Source organism: Enterococcus sp. AZ071 (assembly GCF_050499065.1).
Taxonomy (GTDB): domain Bacteria; phylum Bacillota; class Bacilli; order Lactobacillales; family Enterococcaceae; genus Enterococcus_A; species Enterococcus_A ferrettii.
This window is the reverse complement of sequence record NZ_JBIPAS010000001.1, coordinates 2341236-2355139: the sequence shown is the minus strand read 5'-3', so window position 1 is coordinate 2355139 and position 13904 is coordinate 2341236. Positions and strand designations below refer to the sequence as shown.

At 40.6% G+C, this 13904-nt stretch carries 13 protein-coding genes and 1 pseudogene; 10 read left to right on the top strand and 4 right to left on the bottom strand.

The window, feature by feature from the left end; genetic code table 11:
* The first annotated feature begins 321 nt into the window (after positions 1-321).
* The 5 genes from deoB to IGI49_RS11690 all read left to right on the top strand — a co-directional run bounded on the left by deoB (position 322) and on the right by IGI49_RS11690 (position 5180).
* Positions 322-1494 carry a phosphopentomutase gene (deoB, locus tag IGI49_RS11710; protein ID WP_429964614.1) on the top strand — a complete coding sequence of 391 codons (1173 nt, stop codon included), beginning with the start codon at positions 322-324 and terminating at the stop codon, positions 1492-1494.
* 70 nt (positions 1495-1564) lie between these two features.
* Positions 1565-2383, top strand: coding sequence for a purine-nucleoside phosphorylase (locus tag IGI49_RS11705; protein ID WP_429964613.1), 819 nt, complete (start codon positions 1565-1567; stop codon positions 2381-2383).
* A 40-nt stretch (positions 2384-2423) separates the two neighbouring features.
* A complete protein-coding gene (gene deoD, locus IGI49_RS11700) occupies positions 2424-3131 on the top strand; it encodes a purine-nucleoside phosphorylase (protein WP_207700773.1) in 708 nt (235 codons plus the stop codon).
* 55 nt (positions 3132-3186) lie between these two features.
* Complete coding sequence (locus IGI49_RS11695; protein ID WP_429964612.1) at positions 3187-3933, top strand: alpha/beta fold hydrolase; 747 nt, start codon at positions 3187-3189, stop codon at positions 3931-3933.
* Positions 3934-3992: 59 nt separating this feature from the next.
* Positions 3993-5180, top strand: a complete 1188-nt coding sequence (locus tag IGI49_RS11690; RefSeq protein WP_429964611.1) for an iron-containing alcohol dehydrogenase — start codon at positions 3993-3995, stop codon at positions 5178-5180.
* Positions 5181-5434: 254 nt separating this feature from the next.
* Here the strand turns inward: IGI49_RS11690 and IGI49_RS11685 are convergent, their stop codons facing one another.
* The 3 genes from IGI49_RS11685 to IGI49_RS11675 all read right to left on the bottom strand — a co-directional run bounded on the left by IGI49_RS11685 (position 5435) and on the right by IGI49_RS11675 (position 7917).
* Positions 5435-6238 carry a TPM domain-containing protein gene (locus tag IGI49_RS11685; RefSeq protein ID WP_429964610.1) on the bottom strand — a complete coding sequence of 268 codons (804 nt, stop codon included), beginning with the start codon at positions 6236-6238 and terminating at the stop codon, positions 5435-5437.
* A 2-nt stretch (positions 6239-6240) separates the two neighbouring features.
* Positions 6241-6822, bottom strand: a complete 582-nt coding sequence (locus tag IGI49_RS11680; protein ID WP_207700769.1) for a LemA family protein — start codon at positions 6820-6822, stop codon at positions 6241-6243.
* An 84-nt stretch (positions 6823-6906) separates the two neighbouring features.
* Positions 6907-7917, bottom strand: coding sequence for an acyltransferase family protein (locus tag IGI49_RS11675; RefSeq protein WP_429964609.1), 1011 nt, complete (start codon positions 7915-7917; stop codon positions 6907-6909).
* Between the two features lie 103 nt (positions 7918-8020).
* Here IGI49_RS11675 and IGI49_RS11670 point away from each other — a divergent pair, with 103 nt between their 5' ends.
* The 4 genes and pseudogenes from IGI49_RS11670 to IGI49_RS11655 all read left to right on the top strand — a co-directional run bounded on the left by IGI49_RS11670 (position 8021) and on the right by IGI49_RS11655 (position 12108).
* The gene (locus IGI49_RS11670; protein WP_429964608.1) at positions 8021-8893 is read left to right on the top strand and encodes an alpha/beta hydrolase fold domain-containing protein; all 873 of its coding nucleotides are present in this window, start codon (positions 8021-8023) and stop codon (positions 8891-8893) included.
* 26 nt (positions 8894-8919) lie between these two features.
* Entirely contained in the window at positions 8920-9525 is a 606-nt protein-coding gene (locus IGI49_RS11665; RefSeq protein ID WP_429964607.1) for a TVP38/TMEM64 family protein, read from the top strand.
* A 10-nt stretch (positions 9526-9535) separates the two neighbouring features.
* Positions 9536-10492 carry a Gfo/Idh/MocA family protein gene (locus tag IGI49_RS11660; protein WP_429964606.1) on the top strand — a complete coding sequence of 319 codons (957 nt, stop codon included), beginning with the start codon at positions 9536-9538 and terminating at the stop codon, positions 10490-10492.
* Between the two features lie 615 nt (positions 10493-11107).
* Positions 11108-12108, top strand: a pseudogene (locus IGI49_RS11655) (zinc-dependent alcohol dehydrogenase family protein).
* A gap of 53 nt (positions 12109-12161) precedes the next feature.
* Here the strand turns inward: IGI49_RS11655 and IGI49_RS11650 are convergent.
* Positions 12162-12896: an MIP/aquaporin family protein gene (locus tag IGI49_RS11650; RefSeq protein WP_429964605.1), complete on the bottom strand. Its 735-nt coding sequence runs from the start codon at positions 12894-12896 to the stop codon at positions 12162-12164.
* Between the two features lie 287 nt (positions 12897-13183).
* Here IGI49_RS11650 and IGI49_RS11645 point away from each other — a divergent pair, with 287 nt between their 5' ends.
* The gene (locus tag IGI49_RS11645) at positions 13184-13807 is read left to right on the top strand and encodes a CatA-like O-acetyltransferase (RefSeq protein ID WP_429964604.1); all 624 of its coding nucleotides are present in this window, start codon (positions 13184-13186) and stop codon (positions 13805-13807) included.
* Positions 13808-13904: the final 97 nt, after the last annotated feature.

Sequence of the window (13904 nt, the reverse complement as noted above, 5' to 3'; positions counted from 1 at the left end):
AAACTAAGCTGTTTAGTTGGATGAGATACGTACAAAAATAGCAGTTTTTTTTCTCAGAAAAATTACCACTTTACTAGTGAGTTAGTTCTCAGTCCAACTTTTCGTAGTTCTTATTTAGTTGGTAATCACCCTCACTTTACTTAGTCTGAGAAACAAAATATACTGTAACAACAAAAGTTGACCTTCGATTCTTAGATGAATAACGAATTTTGTCTAAGATTGGAAAGTGAATGATGAGTTAAGGTTTAATTTCGAAGACTTCTAACAAAAGTCTTTCGTTTTATCATTGGAACAAATCAATCAGAAAGAAGGAATTAGAAAATGTTTAAACGCATACATTTAGTTGTAATGGATTCAGTCGGGATTGGTGAAGCACCAGATGCAGATAAATTTAATGATGTAGGTTCAGATACCTTGGGACATATCGCAGAAGAAGCAGGATTGACTATTCCCCACTTGGAACAGCTGGGTCTTGGCAGTATTCGTCCGTTAAAAGGGGTAAAAGACGTAGAAAATCATGATGGTTATGCAACTAAATTGGAAGAAATTTCTGTAGGCAAAGATACCATGACTGGACATTGGGAAATTGCCGGTTTGAATATTCAAACGCCATTTCGTGTGTTTCCAGAAGGCTTCCCGCAAGAATTACTAGATAAGATTACTGAGTTTTCTGGCCGAGGAATTATTATGGGCGCAAATAAACCATACAGCGGGACCGAGGTTATTGCTGATTTTGGGGAAGAGCAAATGAAGACGGGTGATTTAATTATCTACACGTCAGCTGATCCGGTTCTGCAAATTGCTGCACATGAAGAAATCATTCCACTAGAAGAATTGTACCGTATTTGCGAATACACACGTGAAATTACTAAAGACGATCCTTACATGATTGGTCGGATTATTGCTCGACCTTACTTAGGCGAACCTGGGAACTTTACTCGGACGAGCAACCGTCACGACTATGCATTAGATCCTTTTGGTAAGACTGTTTTAGATTCTTTAAAAGAAAACGGCAAAGATGTGATTGCAGTTGGAAAAATCAACGATATTTTCAACGGACAAGGAATTACTGATTCAGTTCGTACCAAGAGCAATATGGACGGTGTTAATCAACTGCTGAACGTCATGAAAAAAGACTTTACCGGTTTAAGTTTTACTAACCTAGTTGATTTTGATGCCTTGTACGGTCATCGTCGTGATGTTGTAGGCTATGCTCATGCGATTGAAGATTTCGATTTGCGCATGCCAGAAATTTTAGATGCCATGGAGGAAGATGATTTATTACTGATCACCGCTGATCACGGGAATGATCCAACTTATCCAGGAACAGATCATACCCGGGAATATGTTCCTTTGTTGGTTTATAGCAAGCAATTAAAAGGAAAAGGCAAATTACCACAAGGATATTATTCAGATATCGCGGCAACGATTGCCGAAAATTTTGATGTACCAGCAACTGAAAATGGTGAAAGCTTCTTAAAATTATTAAAGTAAACACGAGTCAGTTAAAAGGTCAGAATTACTGTCTTCAAAAGATAAGCATAGGTAATTATAGGAGGATATTATGATTGAGTTACAAGAAAAGATTCAGCAAACAGCAGCATTTATCCAAGAACGAGGTGTTGAAGAGGTCGAGTTTGGTTTGATCTTAGGTTCAGGTTTAGGTGAACTGGCAGAAGAGATTGAGGATCCAGTGATTATTTCTTACAACGAAATTCCACATTTTCCAATTTCAACTGTAGTGGGACATGCAGGTCAATTGGTTTACGGCACACTGGCGGGAAAAAAAGTCTTAGCTATGCAAGGCCGCTTCCATTTTTATGAAGGCAATCCAATGGAAACTGTTACCTATCCGGTTCGTGTAATGGCCGCTTTAGGTATTCATTCAGTAATAGTAACCAATGCTGCTGGTGGAGTGAATGAACAATTTACTCCAGGCAATTTGATGCTGATCACGGATCATATTAACTTTATGGGAACCAATCCATTAATCGGGCCAAATGATGAAAATATGGGTCCACGTTTCCCGGATATGAGTTCGGCTTATAACAAAGAGTATCAAGAAAAAGCACGTGAAACTGCTGAGAAGCTTTCACTAGATTTAAAAGAAGGCGTCTATATGGGCTTCACTGGACCAACTTATGAAACACCAGCAGAGATCCGTATGGCTCGCGCAATGGGGGCAGATGCTGTTGGGATGTCCACTGTTCCAGAGGTTATTGTAGCAGTTCATAATGGTTTGAAGGTATTAGGAATTTCTTGTATCACCAACTTAGCAGCTGGTATGCAGGCTAACTTGAATCATGCGGAGGTCGTGGAAACAACTGAACGCGTCAAGGAAGACTTCAAAAAATTGGTAAAAGAAACTTTAGCCGTTTTATAGTAAAATTAACAGAGACTAAAAAACAGGAGTGAAGAAAAGAATGAGCGTCCATATCGAGGCCAAAGAAGGCGAAGTTGCTGACAAGATTTTATTACCAGGAGATCCATTGCGAGCGAAGTTCATCGCGGAAAATTTTTTAGAAGATGCAAAATGCTACAATAATGTTCGCGGCATGTTAGGATTTACTGGTACGTATAAAGGTGAACGTGTATCAGTTCAGGGAACGGGTATGGGAATGCCATCTGCTGGTATCTATGCCCAAGAGCTGATTCAATCCTATGGTGTGAAGAAATTAATTCGCGTGGGGACTTGCGGTGCTTTATCAGAAGATGTTCATGTTCGTGACTTGGTTTTGGCTCAAGGAGCAGTAACCAGCTCTTCAATGGTAGCGAAGCACTTCCCAGATTTTCATTTCCCACCAATTGCGGACTTTGCTATGTTGAAAAAAGCTTATGAAGTTGCGGCAGAGAAAGGCTTCACAACTCATGTAGGAAATGTTTTATCGGAAGATACTTTCTATAAAGATGATATGTCACCAACATTCCGCTTGGCAGAGTATGGTGTGATGGGTGTAGAAATGGAAGCGGCGATCCTTTATTACTTAGGTGCAAAATTCCATGTTCAAGCCTTGGCAATCATGACTGTAAGTGATCATATGATCACAGGGGAAGAAACTACTGCTGAGGAACGACAAAATACTTTCAAAGATATGATTCATGTTGGACTAGAAACAGCCATCGCAAAATAATTCAACGAGCCACTTCTGAATGCAGAGGTGGTTCTTTGTGCATAGGAGGATGCTTGTGAAAATGACAATTCGCAAACGTTCAGTTGGCAATATTCCATTATTGGAGGTTGTGGCTGAAGAACAAATTTATGAGCCGTTGCCATTAATCATATATTATCATGGCTGGCAAACAGCGAAGGAACTAGTGTTGACTCAAGGGCGTAAGTTAGCTGCCAAAGGATTTCGGGTATTATTGCCGGATGCTGCGAACCACGGTGAACGAAAGGTTCGCGTGTCGGAAATTCCTTCGTTAACTTTTTGGGATAGTATCCAAACCAATCTGTTTGAGTTTGGTTATTTGGTCGATTATTTTGAAAACCTAGGCTTAACTACCGGCAAAATTGGTGTGGGTGGGGTTTCAATGGGGGGGATTACTACCTGTATGCTGCTAACGGCCCATCCAGAAATTGATGTGGCGGCCTGTGTAATGGGGTCGCCCTCACCAATAAAATATCGGGATCGAATCATGCAGCATGCTACTGCTGCCGGTTATTTTTTGCCTAGGGATTATGAGCAGTTAACTTCATGGCTGGCGGCGTATGATTTATCGCTTCATCCTGATAAAACAACTGGCCGGCCATTACTGTTTTGGCATGGGATGCAGGATGAGAAGATCCCTTATCAGCATGTGTCAGACTTTGTTAGGTCTCAGTCAGATTCATTAAATATTACGTTTATTAGTGAAGAGGAACGTCATTTAGTTAAAGTTCCGACGATGGAAATGATCAGTGATTTTTTTGCTGAACAGTTTTATGGGGAATAAGCAGAGTGGCTTTAGCTTTTTGATTTTTTGGATTATCATAGACAACAGGGAGGGATTTTATGGATAACTTTAATTTTCATGTAACCACAGATATTCGCTTCGGAAAAGATCGCTTAGCAGAGTTGCCAGAAGTCATGAATCATTTTGGTAAAAATGTACTTTTAGTATACGGTGGCGGCAGTATCAAGAAAGTTGGTCTGTATGACAAAGTAATGGAACAGTTGACTGCCAATGGCAATCGTGTATTTGAATTAGCTGGGGTTGAACCTAACCCTCGAGTAGAAACAGTCCGCAAGGGTGCTGAAATTTGTCGTGAGGAAAACATCGACGTATTGTTGGCAGTTGGTGGGGGTTCGACAATTGATTGTGCAAAAGTAGTTGCTGCTGCGACCTTGTATGAGGGTGACGCGTGGGATATGGTGCTGCAGCGCCGTAAGTTTAGTGGTCCAGCTTTACCATTGGTGACGATTTTGACGCTGTCGGCAACCGGCAGTGAAATGAATAGTGGTGCTGTGATCTCCAATATAAACACCAATCAGAAATTAGGTTTAGGTAGTCCAGCGATGTTGCCGAAGGTTTCTTTCTTAGACCCGACCAATACCTTTACAGTAAACAAATACCAAACAGCGGCAGGTTCTGCTGATATTTTCAGTCATTTAATTGAGAACTATTTCAAACGGACAGAAGGAACGGATGTTCAAGACTCAGTTTCTGAAGGGTTAATGCGCTCAGTAATCAAAAACTGTCCGATTGCATTGCAGTATCCAGAGGATTATGACGCACGCGCCAATCTAATGTGGGCTAGCACGCTGGCTTTGAATGGCTTAACTGGCAACGGAAAAACTGGCTCTTGGTCATGTCATCCGATGGAACATGAGTTAAGTGCTTTCTACGATATTACGCATGGAATTGGGTTAGCGATTTTAACTCCTCGCTGGATGGAATATGTACTAAATGATGAAACTGTTGCTAAGTTTGCCCAGTTCGCCTGGAATGTCTGGGGTGTGGAAGAACGAGTACCAATGCTGGCAGCTCGAATAGGTATTCAAAAGACCTATGACTATTTCAAGTCTTGCGGTATTCCTATGACCTTGCCAGAAGTGGGAATCACTGATGACAAGTTTGCGATTATGGCACAACAGGCAGTTGATCATAATGCGATCAAAACAAGCGCCTATGTTCCATTGGATGTGAAAGATGTGGAAAATATTTTTGAGGCGTGCTTGACTGAAAGCAGCTTCGTTTAATTGAGAACAGTTATTTTATCTGAATAAGGATAAAATGACTGTTTTTTCACAAAAATTATGGATGAAATTTATGAAGAATCGAGAAACAAAATTTTGGCTCATAAAATCATCTTCACAAACTATTATCTAGGCTTTCATAGTGGGTGCTTAGTCAGTTAATGCACAGTGATTGAAGAATAGGTTTTTCAAGTGAACAAAAAACAAACCAGTAGATACCTTATAAAGTATCCGCTGGTTTGTTTGTGCAGCTTGGGTTAGATGCTTGAGCCACCGCCACCGGAAGAACCGCCTCCGCCAGAGAAACCGCCGCCTCCACCGAAGCCACCGCCACTAGAGCCGCCGCCAAAACCGCCGCCACCCCAGCCAATGAATGGAGGACCACCGCGATAACGGCCATTTCTTCCACCACGACCACCACCGCCGAATAAGATGAAGATAACTGCGATAAAGATAATCGGTCCAATAATCTCGAGCAGACCACCTGAGTCATCCTCTTCAATTGCTGCCAATTCGTTGTCACTTAAAGCATGTTCATCCGCGGGATAATCATAGTTTTTATCAATTAGCGTAGTAACACTGTTAAACACTTTCTGCAGTCCACGATTGATGCGGACAGAATCGTCAGATTTTAAATCATCCTTCGCCTGCTGCAAAATATTTCCAGAAATACTGTCAGTAATGACACCTTCTAAACCGTAGCCGACTTCAATCCGCACATTGCGGGCGCCATCGTTTAAGGCATAAAGAATTAGAATTCCATTGTCTTCCTTAGCATTTCCGATCTTCCATTTCTCAAACAGGTCGGGGGCATAGCTGTCAATATCGTCACCACCAGTTGACTTGATTGTTGCCAATACTACCTGTGGTTGTTCCTTTTTTTCTTTATAAACCAACCCTTTATTCTCAACTAAGTCCTTGGTTTGATTGGATAAAATATTTAGCTGATCATAATAAAAATGAGTAGGGGCAGCTGGCAATGTTTCAGCTTCACTTGATATTGGAAGCCAAAACAGCAGCAATGCTAACAAAGGCAACAGCCATAAAAGCCATTTTTTCATGGTTATTCACCAGAATTTCCGAAATCAACTTCGGGTACATTTTCAGCGCCTGGTTGCGCTTCAAAATAAGGCTTTTTACCTAACCCCATTATATTAGCAAAAATATTTTTGGGGAAAGAAACCACTTTTTGGTTATAGGTTTGAACAGCCTCGTTATACCGTTTGCGTTCGACTGAGATTCGGTTTTCAGAACCTTCCAATTGCGTCATTAACGTTTGAACATTGTCATTTGATTTTAGTTCTGGATAATTTTCATTTATGACGTTGACTAAAGTTCCAACGGATTGATCTAAGGCTTGACTAGTTTCAATTTTTTCTTTATCCGTTGACGCATTGCCGTAAGCCTTGCGAGCTTCGGCGATGTCGCCAAAAACTTTCTGTTCTTGACCCATGCTGCCCTTAACTGAATTTACTAGGTTTGGGATCAAATCTGCCCGTCGTTGCATGACATTATCCACTTGACTTAGTTGCGCTTCTACCGCTTGTTCTTCTTTGGCAAGACTGTTATATTGTGTGATGCCAAAAACGGCTAAAAGTCCCACAATGACTAAGACGATTATGCCGCCGCTTACACCTTTTTTCATAGTATATTCCTCCTTGTAGTAACAATATTTTATCACGAAACTGGGCAAAAGACCTAAGGCTAAGGATGTATCTTAAAAGACGACTCACGAGGAGTCGTCTTTTTTTTCGGGCATAATAAAATGGAGAATCCTCGCCAACGTTTTTTGCAAAGTTGTAGCAACTTTTGGACGAGACAGCAGATACAAAATCAGCAGAGAACCACCGATTAAAACCATCAGCTGAATAACTGGATTTTCAATATATTCGGTTCCTTGAACTAAAGGGGCCACCAAGTAAATATGCAGTAGGTAGATGGCTAAGGTACGTTGTCCCCAAGTGGAAAAGAGATGTGGTTTGTTATTAGCCAAGGTAATAAAGACGAAGACGAAGGCAAAGCCCATCCCGTAAAGGAAAATAATCGTCAACAGATTCTGCAGCAGCGGCACTGAAAAGGCATTATACGCTCGGTCCCGCCAAAGCAGTTCCGGCGGCAAGTTATTACGAGTCCATAGGTAGGCAGTTAGGACAGCAAAGACGATGATACCTATACTAATCGCCTTACTATAAGGGATCCGCCGCAGGTTTTTAATCAGCTTTTGATCCGTATAATAGCCAACTAGGAAGAAGGGGAAAAAACCTAGCGTACGGGCCATGGCCATATAGGTTCCAAATTCGGTTAGAAAACCCGAAAAAATTCCGACAATAAAACTAAGCAGCAGTACATAACGAATTTTTACTAAATCCGGCAGCATCAAACGCCAAATGAACATACAATATAAAAACCACAGCGTCCAACCGGGGGAAAGAATGGAAATCTCTTCAATTTTCCCTAAGGCCAGCATAATCACACTTAAAAATAGATTCAGTAGCAAATAGGGAATCAAGAAGGTCTCTACCGCTGTTCGTCGTCCTTTTTCTAAGTTTTTTGAGAAATAGCCGGAAATAAAAATAAAGACCGGCATGTGGAATAAGTAAATAAAGACGTACAAAAATTGCCCTACTTTGTTTTCCAGTCGAAAATATTCTAATGCGTGCCCCAAAACCACTAATAAAATTAAAATACCCCGAATGTTGTCGAAAAGAAATTCGCGATTCGGTTTTGTGATCGTGGACACCTCCTTTGTTTATGCTAAAATGAAGCAAAGACTATTTTTAACTATTGTAGCACCTACCAAGAAAAAAATCTTCTTTATTGAAGGATCGAAAAGGAGAAAGCCGATGCGCTATTCAGCGAAATTTGTGAAGACAGTCTTTAAAGTGATTAATATGAAAAAGCTAGTGGGCTTCACGATGGTGGACCCGCCAAAACGTCGAAATTTGAATGCGAGACAATTAAGCCGTACTGATATTCCACAGGTTATTAATCAGGTGGACGGTCATGAAGTAGTGACGCTGTTTCCAGCTCATCCTACTAATTTGCATGTTTTCTATCTGCATGGTGGAGGATATGCCTTAGAGGCTTCTCCTTTTCATAAAGATATACAAGAGCGTTTTGTTAAACGCTACAATTTGAAGGTTAGCTACTTTGACTATCCGCTGGCACCTGAGAATACAGCAGAGAAAACTTTGCCAATCACAGAAGCCGCTTTACGTCATTTGGCGAATCTTTATCCGGATGATCACTTTCGGTTGTTCGGTGATTCTGCCGGAGGCGGTTTGGCAATGAGCCTAGCGCAACGCCTGCGGGATGTGAAGTATGAAAAGCGTCCTAAGAAGGTGGCGTTGGCTTCACCTTGGTTGGACGCTACCTTGAGTGATCCACGCACCGATGCACTGCAGGAAAAAGACGTGGTTTTAGAGAAAGATTTGTTAAGCGAAGCTGGTGAGAACTACGCTGGTGAACTGCCTTTGGATGATCCGATCGTTTCACCGATTTATGGTCGGTTTGATAATCTTGGTGAGCTGCTGGTGATTGCTGGTACCGATGAAATTTTATATCCGGATGTCTTGCGTTTGCAGGATCGAGTAGCTCAAAGTAAGAATACAACGATGACTCTGGAAATTGTTCCGGGGATGATGCATGATTTTGTTGTTTACCCTTTGAAGGAATCGCTGCGTTATATTGATCAAATGGGCGAATTTTTTCAATAGGATAGGAAGGAGTTATTGAACCAAAAGTGAGAGACAGATGTAAATTTGTTTTCCGTCAAAAACTGATTCAGCTGGCACCAGTTTTTGGTTTGGCAGCTTTGATTTTGCTGACAATCCACTTGCGGCGCATGGGTGTCTTTGCTTCTCCTCAGGATTTGCAGGCCTTCATTAAACAGTTCGGCAGCTTTGCGGTCGTTGTGTTTATTATTGTTCAAGGGATTCAGCCGATTATTCCTTTTATACCTGGAGGCATTGCTACGGTTGTGGGCATGCTGATGTTTGGTAATATCCCTGGCATCCTATACAGTTATGTCGGTCTAGTAATTGGCGAGTTTGGTTTGTTTCTATTGTCTCGCCGCTATGGGCCACGCTTTGCCCGGTTAATCTTATCAGTAAAAAATTATCAAACCTTTGAAAATGCTTTGCAGAGCCACACCAAGAAAATTCGATGGCTGTTGATTGTCTGTTTTATTTTTCCATTCTTACCAGATGACATTGTTTGTCTAGTTGCTGGTATGACGGATTTAACCTTTAGGGAATATGCCAAAATTGTTCTAGTGTTCAAACTATGGTCAGTCGCAAGCTATGGATATTTAATTGTATTTGTATTAGATAAAACGATTCTTTTTTAGGAGGACGATCATGACGATACGCTATGGGATTATTAGTACAGCTCAAGTGGTTCCACGCTTTGTGGCAGGGGTAAAGGAAAGTATGGATGGAGAGGTAACAGCGATTGCTTCCCGGCAGCTAGCTAAAGCAGAAAAAATGGCACAGGAATTGGTGATCCCTAACGCCTATGGCAGCTATGAAGAACTCTGTCAAAGCGACGAGGTTGATATTGTCTATGTGGCAGTTTACAACAAAGGGCATTTTGATGCAGCCAAGCTGGCATTGGAGCATGACAAGCATGTTTTGTTGGAAAAGCCTTTTACGATGACCCGTCGCCAGGCGGAAGAATTATTCGCGATGGCTGAAGAAAAGCATCTGTTTTTAATGGAAGCACAGAAGTCTGTTTTCCTGCCGATTACTGAGCAAGTAGTAGAGCTGTTGGCGAAAGATACAATCGGCAAAGTACATTGGATGAAGGCTGTCATGGCTTATCCTAATATTTACCATATTAACTGGTTTAGTTCTTTGGATTCTGGCGGTGGTATTTTACGAGGAGCTGGGACATATCCTTTGGAGTACATGCAGTTTTTAATGCAGCAAGCCCCTAATGAAGTGACGGGTACAATGGTTTTTCCGCCAGAAAAATCTGATACACAAGCTAGTCTTTCGGTAACCTTCTCCGATAACACCATCGGTTCTTTATTTATGACGGTGGACCTGGATCTGCCAGCCGGGATTACTTTATATGGAGAAAAAGGTCAGATTTACATACCAAATTTTTGGAAAACGAAAGAAGCCGAAGTTACTTATCCCGATGGACGGATAGAAAAAATTATTGCACCTTTCCAAAGTGAATTTGTTTTTGAAGTAGAGCATGTAAATGAATGCCTTAAGCAAAAGAGGTTGACCAGTCCAGTAGTTACAAAGGAAATGACCGTGCAAACAGTAAGAATCATTGAAGAAATGTATCAGCACTACCAAAAATGATTGGCAACAGACTAAATTGTATGCTATAGTCTGTCTTATGCGACGAGTCGAGTGGATCAATTACTGATCCTTCGATCCAGAGGCACATGAGTTTTCTCACCTGTCGGATTTTACAGGGTGTCGGAAAGAAGCTTAGTGGACGAAGACTCTTTCTATCGTTTCGGCGATACTGGGAAGTCTTGGATATCTTTCGGGATATTCAAGGCTTTTTTTGTTTTCTGGGAAATTCAATATTTTTTTATAGATGCCATTCAAAACAACTAGTAGACTAACGAGGATGCAAGCGAGAAGCTTGATGTCATAGCTACTTATCTCATATTATCGAGCAATCAATCTGTTCAATGGAAAGTTGAACAATTATATCTAAATTATTTTGTTTCTAGTGAACTTACGAGGAGAGACTGACATGGGGATTTCTTCTGAGTCATTAGCATCACTTGAAAAAGCAAAAATTCAGGCAATCTTTGCTTGGATTAACGAAAAATTTCCACAATTAGAACCAATCATTAAATAGAAAACAGCGATCACTGATTTTTCGATGTTTTAAAACCAAGTCGTTCTATTTCCATCACACTACCCTCCTTGTTACAATTGAGAAAATAAGGAGGTGCTTGTATGAAAGCATTGGTACTAACGGAGATTGAAAAGATGGAAGTTCAGGATATTAAAGAACCAAAGCCTTTGCCTAAAGAAGTGAAAATCCAAATGAAATATGTAGGAATTTGCGGTACTGATAAACATTTGTATCAGGGGTTGCCGGGATCAGCCACTGCGACACCACCTATTGTTTTAGGTCATGAAAATTCAGGTATTGTTGTTGAGGCAGGTCATTTAGTCGATAGCTTGAGAGTGGGGATCGGGTAACGATTGACCCTAATATTCCTTGTCTGCATTGTCGCTATTGTCATGAAGGCAGAATTCATTTATGTAAAAATTTAGAGGCTGTAGGAGTCACACGCAATGGCGGGATGGAAGAATTTGTAACCGTTCCGGAACGCTGTGTCTATAAAATTCCAGATACTTTATCTTACAAAGCAGCTGCTATGACTGAACCGGTCAGCTGTGTGGTTCATGGCTTCCAAGAATTGGAGATAAAGCAGCACTACAAAACCTTAGTTATTGGTGATGGTTTTGTAGGACAATTGTTTATTAGTCTGCTAAAAGCCCGTAATGTAGGTGAAATCTATGTCAGTGGTCACAATGAGAAAAAAATTCCTTTATTGAAGGAAATCGGAGCAGATGTGGTCTTCGATCCCGAAAAGGAACAACTTAACGAGACTTTTGATGTAATTATCGAGTGTGTTGGTCGTTCTAACACGCAAGAGCAGGCTATCCAAATGGCTGCCCGTGGGGGGCAAATTCTTATGTTTGGCGTAGGAGATCCGAAAACTGAAATTAAAGTCAATGCCTATGATATTTACTTCAAGGAATTAATTATTAAGGGCGCCTTCATCAATCCTCATGTCATGGAGGATGCAATTAGTATTTTAGATCATCAAGTAATTAACGTAGAAAAATTGATTACCCATGAACTAACTTTGGAGGAAGTCGAAGCCGTTCTCTCAGGAGAAAATCAGGAAAAAATCACTAAGGCAGTTGTAAAAATTTCTGAATAAAAAATACCTTTGATGACTCATCCTTACGAAGTAGCAGTCATCAAAGGTATTTTTTAAACGATAAACAAGAATTTGTACAAAGCAATCGCAACAATCGAAGCGGTAATTGGTGCCAAGACAGGGACCCAAGCATAGCTCCATTGAGAGCTGCCTTTATATTTTAAGGGCAACAATGCGTGTACAACTCTTGGCCCAAAATCTCGAGCAGGATTCAAACCTGGTCCGGTTGGTCCACCCAGAGAAGCCACTAAGGTCCAGACTAAGAAGCCCAATGCAAAGTGAGCAGTTCCTAAATTATCTTGAAAGAAAGGGGCTTTGGTGATCCCAATTGCTCCTAGGAATAAAATAAATGAACCAAAGAATTCATTAACAAAACCGTTGAATTTTGAACCTACGCTGTTAATTGTTGAAAAGGTTCCTAATACGTGAGCAGTGTCTTCGGTTTGATCGTAATACGGTTTGTAACATGCTACGACAATTAATTGACCAACCATTGCTCCTAAAATCTGTACTACGATATAAGGAACTACTTCCGTCCAAGGGAACATCCCGTTCATGGCTAAACCAATTGTAAATGCTGGGTTAATATGGTTTCCGCTGATAGAACCAAACATCATTGCGGGAATCATAACCCCACAACCATAACCGACAGCAATCAGCATCCAGTCGCTACCGTATCCTTTGGTTCCTTTCAAATCAACATTGGCAACTGCACCATTACCTAACATAATCAATAATGCCGTACCGATAAATTCAGCAGCTAAACGCTGAACTAATGAATAATCCATGATAACCTCCTATGAAATTTTTGTAAAAGAATTCAGTAAAAAATCCATTCTATATGTTAATCCCTTTTTTTGTCTGTGACAAATGATAACCCTTGTAAAAAGAAGAGTGGTCAAAATAAGGTGTTTTTTCTCCTATTATTGAAAGTATTTAGGGTGAAAAATAAACGATAGATGCTCAATAAGTTGGAAGCAACCTCCTTTTACCCTCCAATTTCAAAATGTTGATCAGTCATCTATAGGTCAAATGAAAAATTTGCTATACTAGCTTTAAAAAGGGAGCTGGAAGTATGGGGTATCAAGTCATCGATGAAGAAAAATGGAAACGCAGGATTCATTGTGCTGTATTTCGTGATAGTGTGGAGCCGTCATTTTGTGTATCTTTTGAGTTGGATATTACTAATTTTTTACAGAAAACGAAGCAGCAGCAACTGTCTTTCACTTTTGCTTTAATTTATGCAGCAACAAAATGTGGAAATCAAATTGAAGAATTTCGCTATCGTTTTCTGGGTGAAAAAGTTGTTTTATACGATCAAATCCATACCGCTTTTACTTGTTTGAATCCTGAGACAGAATTGTTCAAGGTCGTAAACGTACCGATGACTGAATCAATGGAGAAATATGTAACCTTAGCTAAAAAAACAGCTGAGGAACAAAAAGATTATTTCACTGGACCTTTAGGTAATGATATTTTTCAGTTTTCGCCTTTACCTTGGATCAGCTTTACCCATATTTCCCACACAAACTCTGGCAAAAAAGATAATGCTACACCGCTGATCGATTGGGGAAAATATTTTGAACGGCAGGACAGAATTCTGCTGCCATTTTCAATTCAGGCGCATCATTCCTTTGTGGATGGTCTGCATATGGGGAAATTCGCCAAGGCATTGCAGGAATATTTGGATACGTATTAAGTGATAACCAGACTAGGGTTCAATTACTAGAAGCCTAGTCTTTTTCTTTGTCCACAAAACAGGTACACTAGTTGTGTACTGAATTTTAGCAGGAGGA

Excerpts from the sequence above, each read along its gene's own strand:
- deoB (WP_429964614.1), top strand. The coding sequence starts at position 322 with ATGTTTAAACGCATACATTTAGTTGTAATGGATTCAGTCGGGATTGGT.
- IGI49_RS11705 (WP_429964613.1), top strand. The coding sequence starts at position 1,565 with ATGATTGAGTTACAAGAAAAGATTCAGCAAACAGCAGCATTTATCCAA.
- deoD (WP_207700773.1), top strand. The coding sequence starts at position 2,424 with ATGAGCGTCCATATCGAGGCCAAAGAAGGCGAAGTTGCTGACAAGATT.
- IGI49_RS11690 (WP_429964611.1), top strand. The coding sequence starts at position 3,993 with ATGGATAACTTTAATTTTCATGTAACCACAGATATTCGCTTCGGAAAA.
- IGI49_RS11685 (WP_429964610.1), bottom strand. The coding sequence starts at position 6,238 with ATGAAAAAATGGCTTTTATGGCTGTTGCCTTTGTTAGCATTGCTGCTG.
- IGI49_RS11680 (WP_207700769.1), bottom strand. The coding sequence starts at position 6,822 with ATGAAAAAAGGTGTAAGCGGCGGCATAATCGTCTTAGTCATTGTGGGA.
- IGI49_RS11670 (WP_429964608.1), top strand. The coding sequence starts at position 8,021 with ATGCGCTATTCAGCGAAATTTGTGAAGACAGTCTTTAAAGTGATTAAT.
- IGI49_RS11660 (WP_429964606.1), top strand. The coding sequence starts at position 9,536 with ATGACGATACGCTATGGGATTATTAGTACAGCTCAAGTGGTTCCACGC.
- IGI49_RS11650 (WP_429964605.1), bottom strand. The coding sequence starts at position 12,896 with ATGGATTATTCATTAGTTCAGCGTTTAGCTGCTGAATTTATCGGTACG.
- IGI49_RS11645 (WP_429964604.1), top strand. The coding sequence starts at position 13,184 with ATGGGGTATCAAGTCATCGATGAAGAAAAATGGAAACGCAGGATTCAT.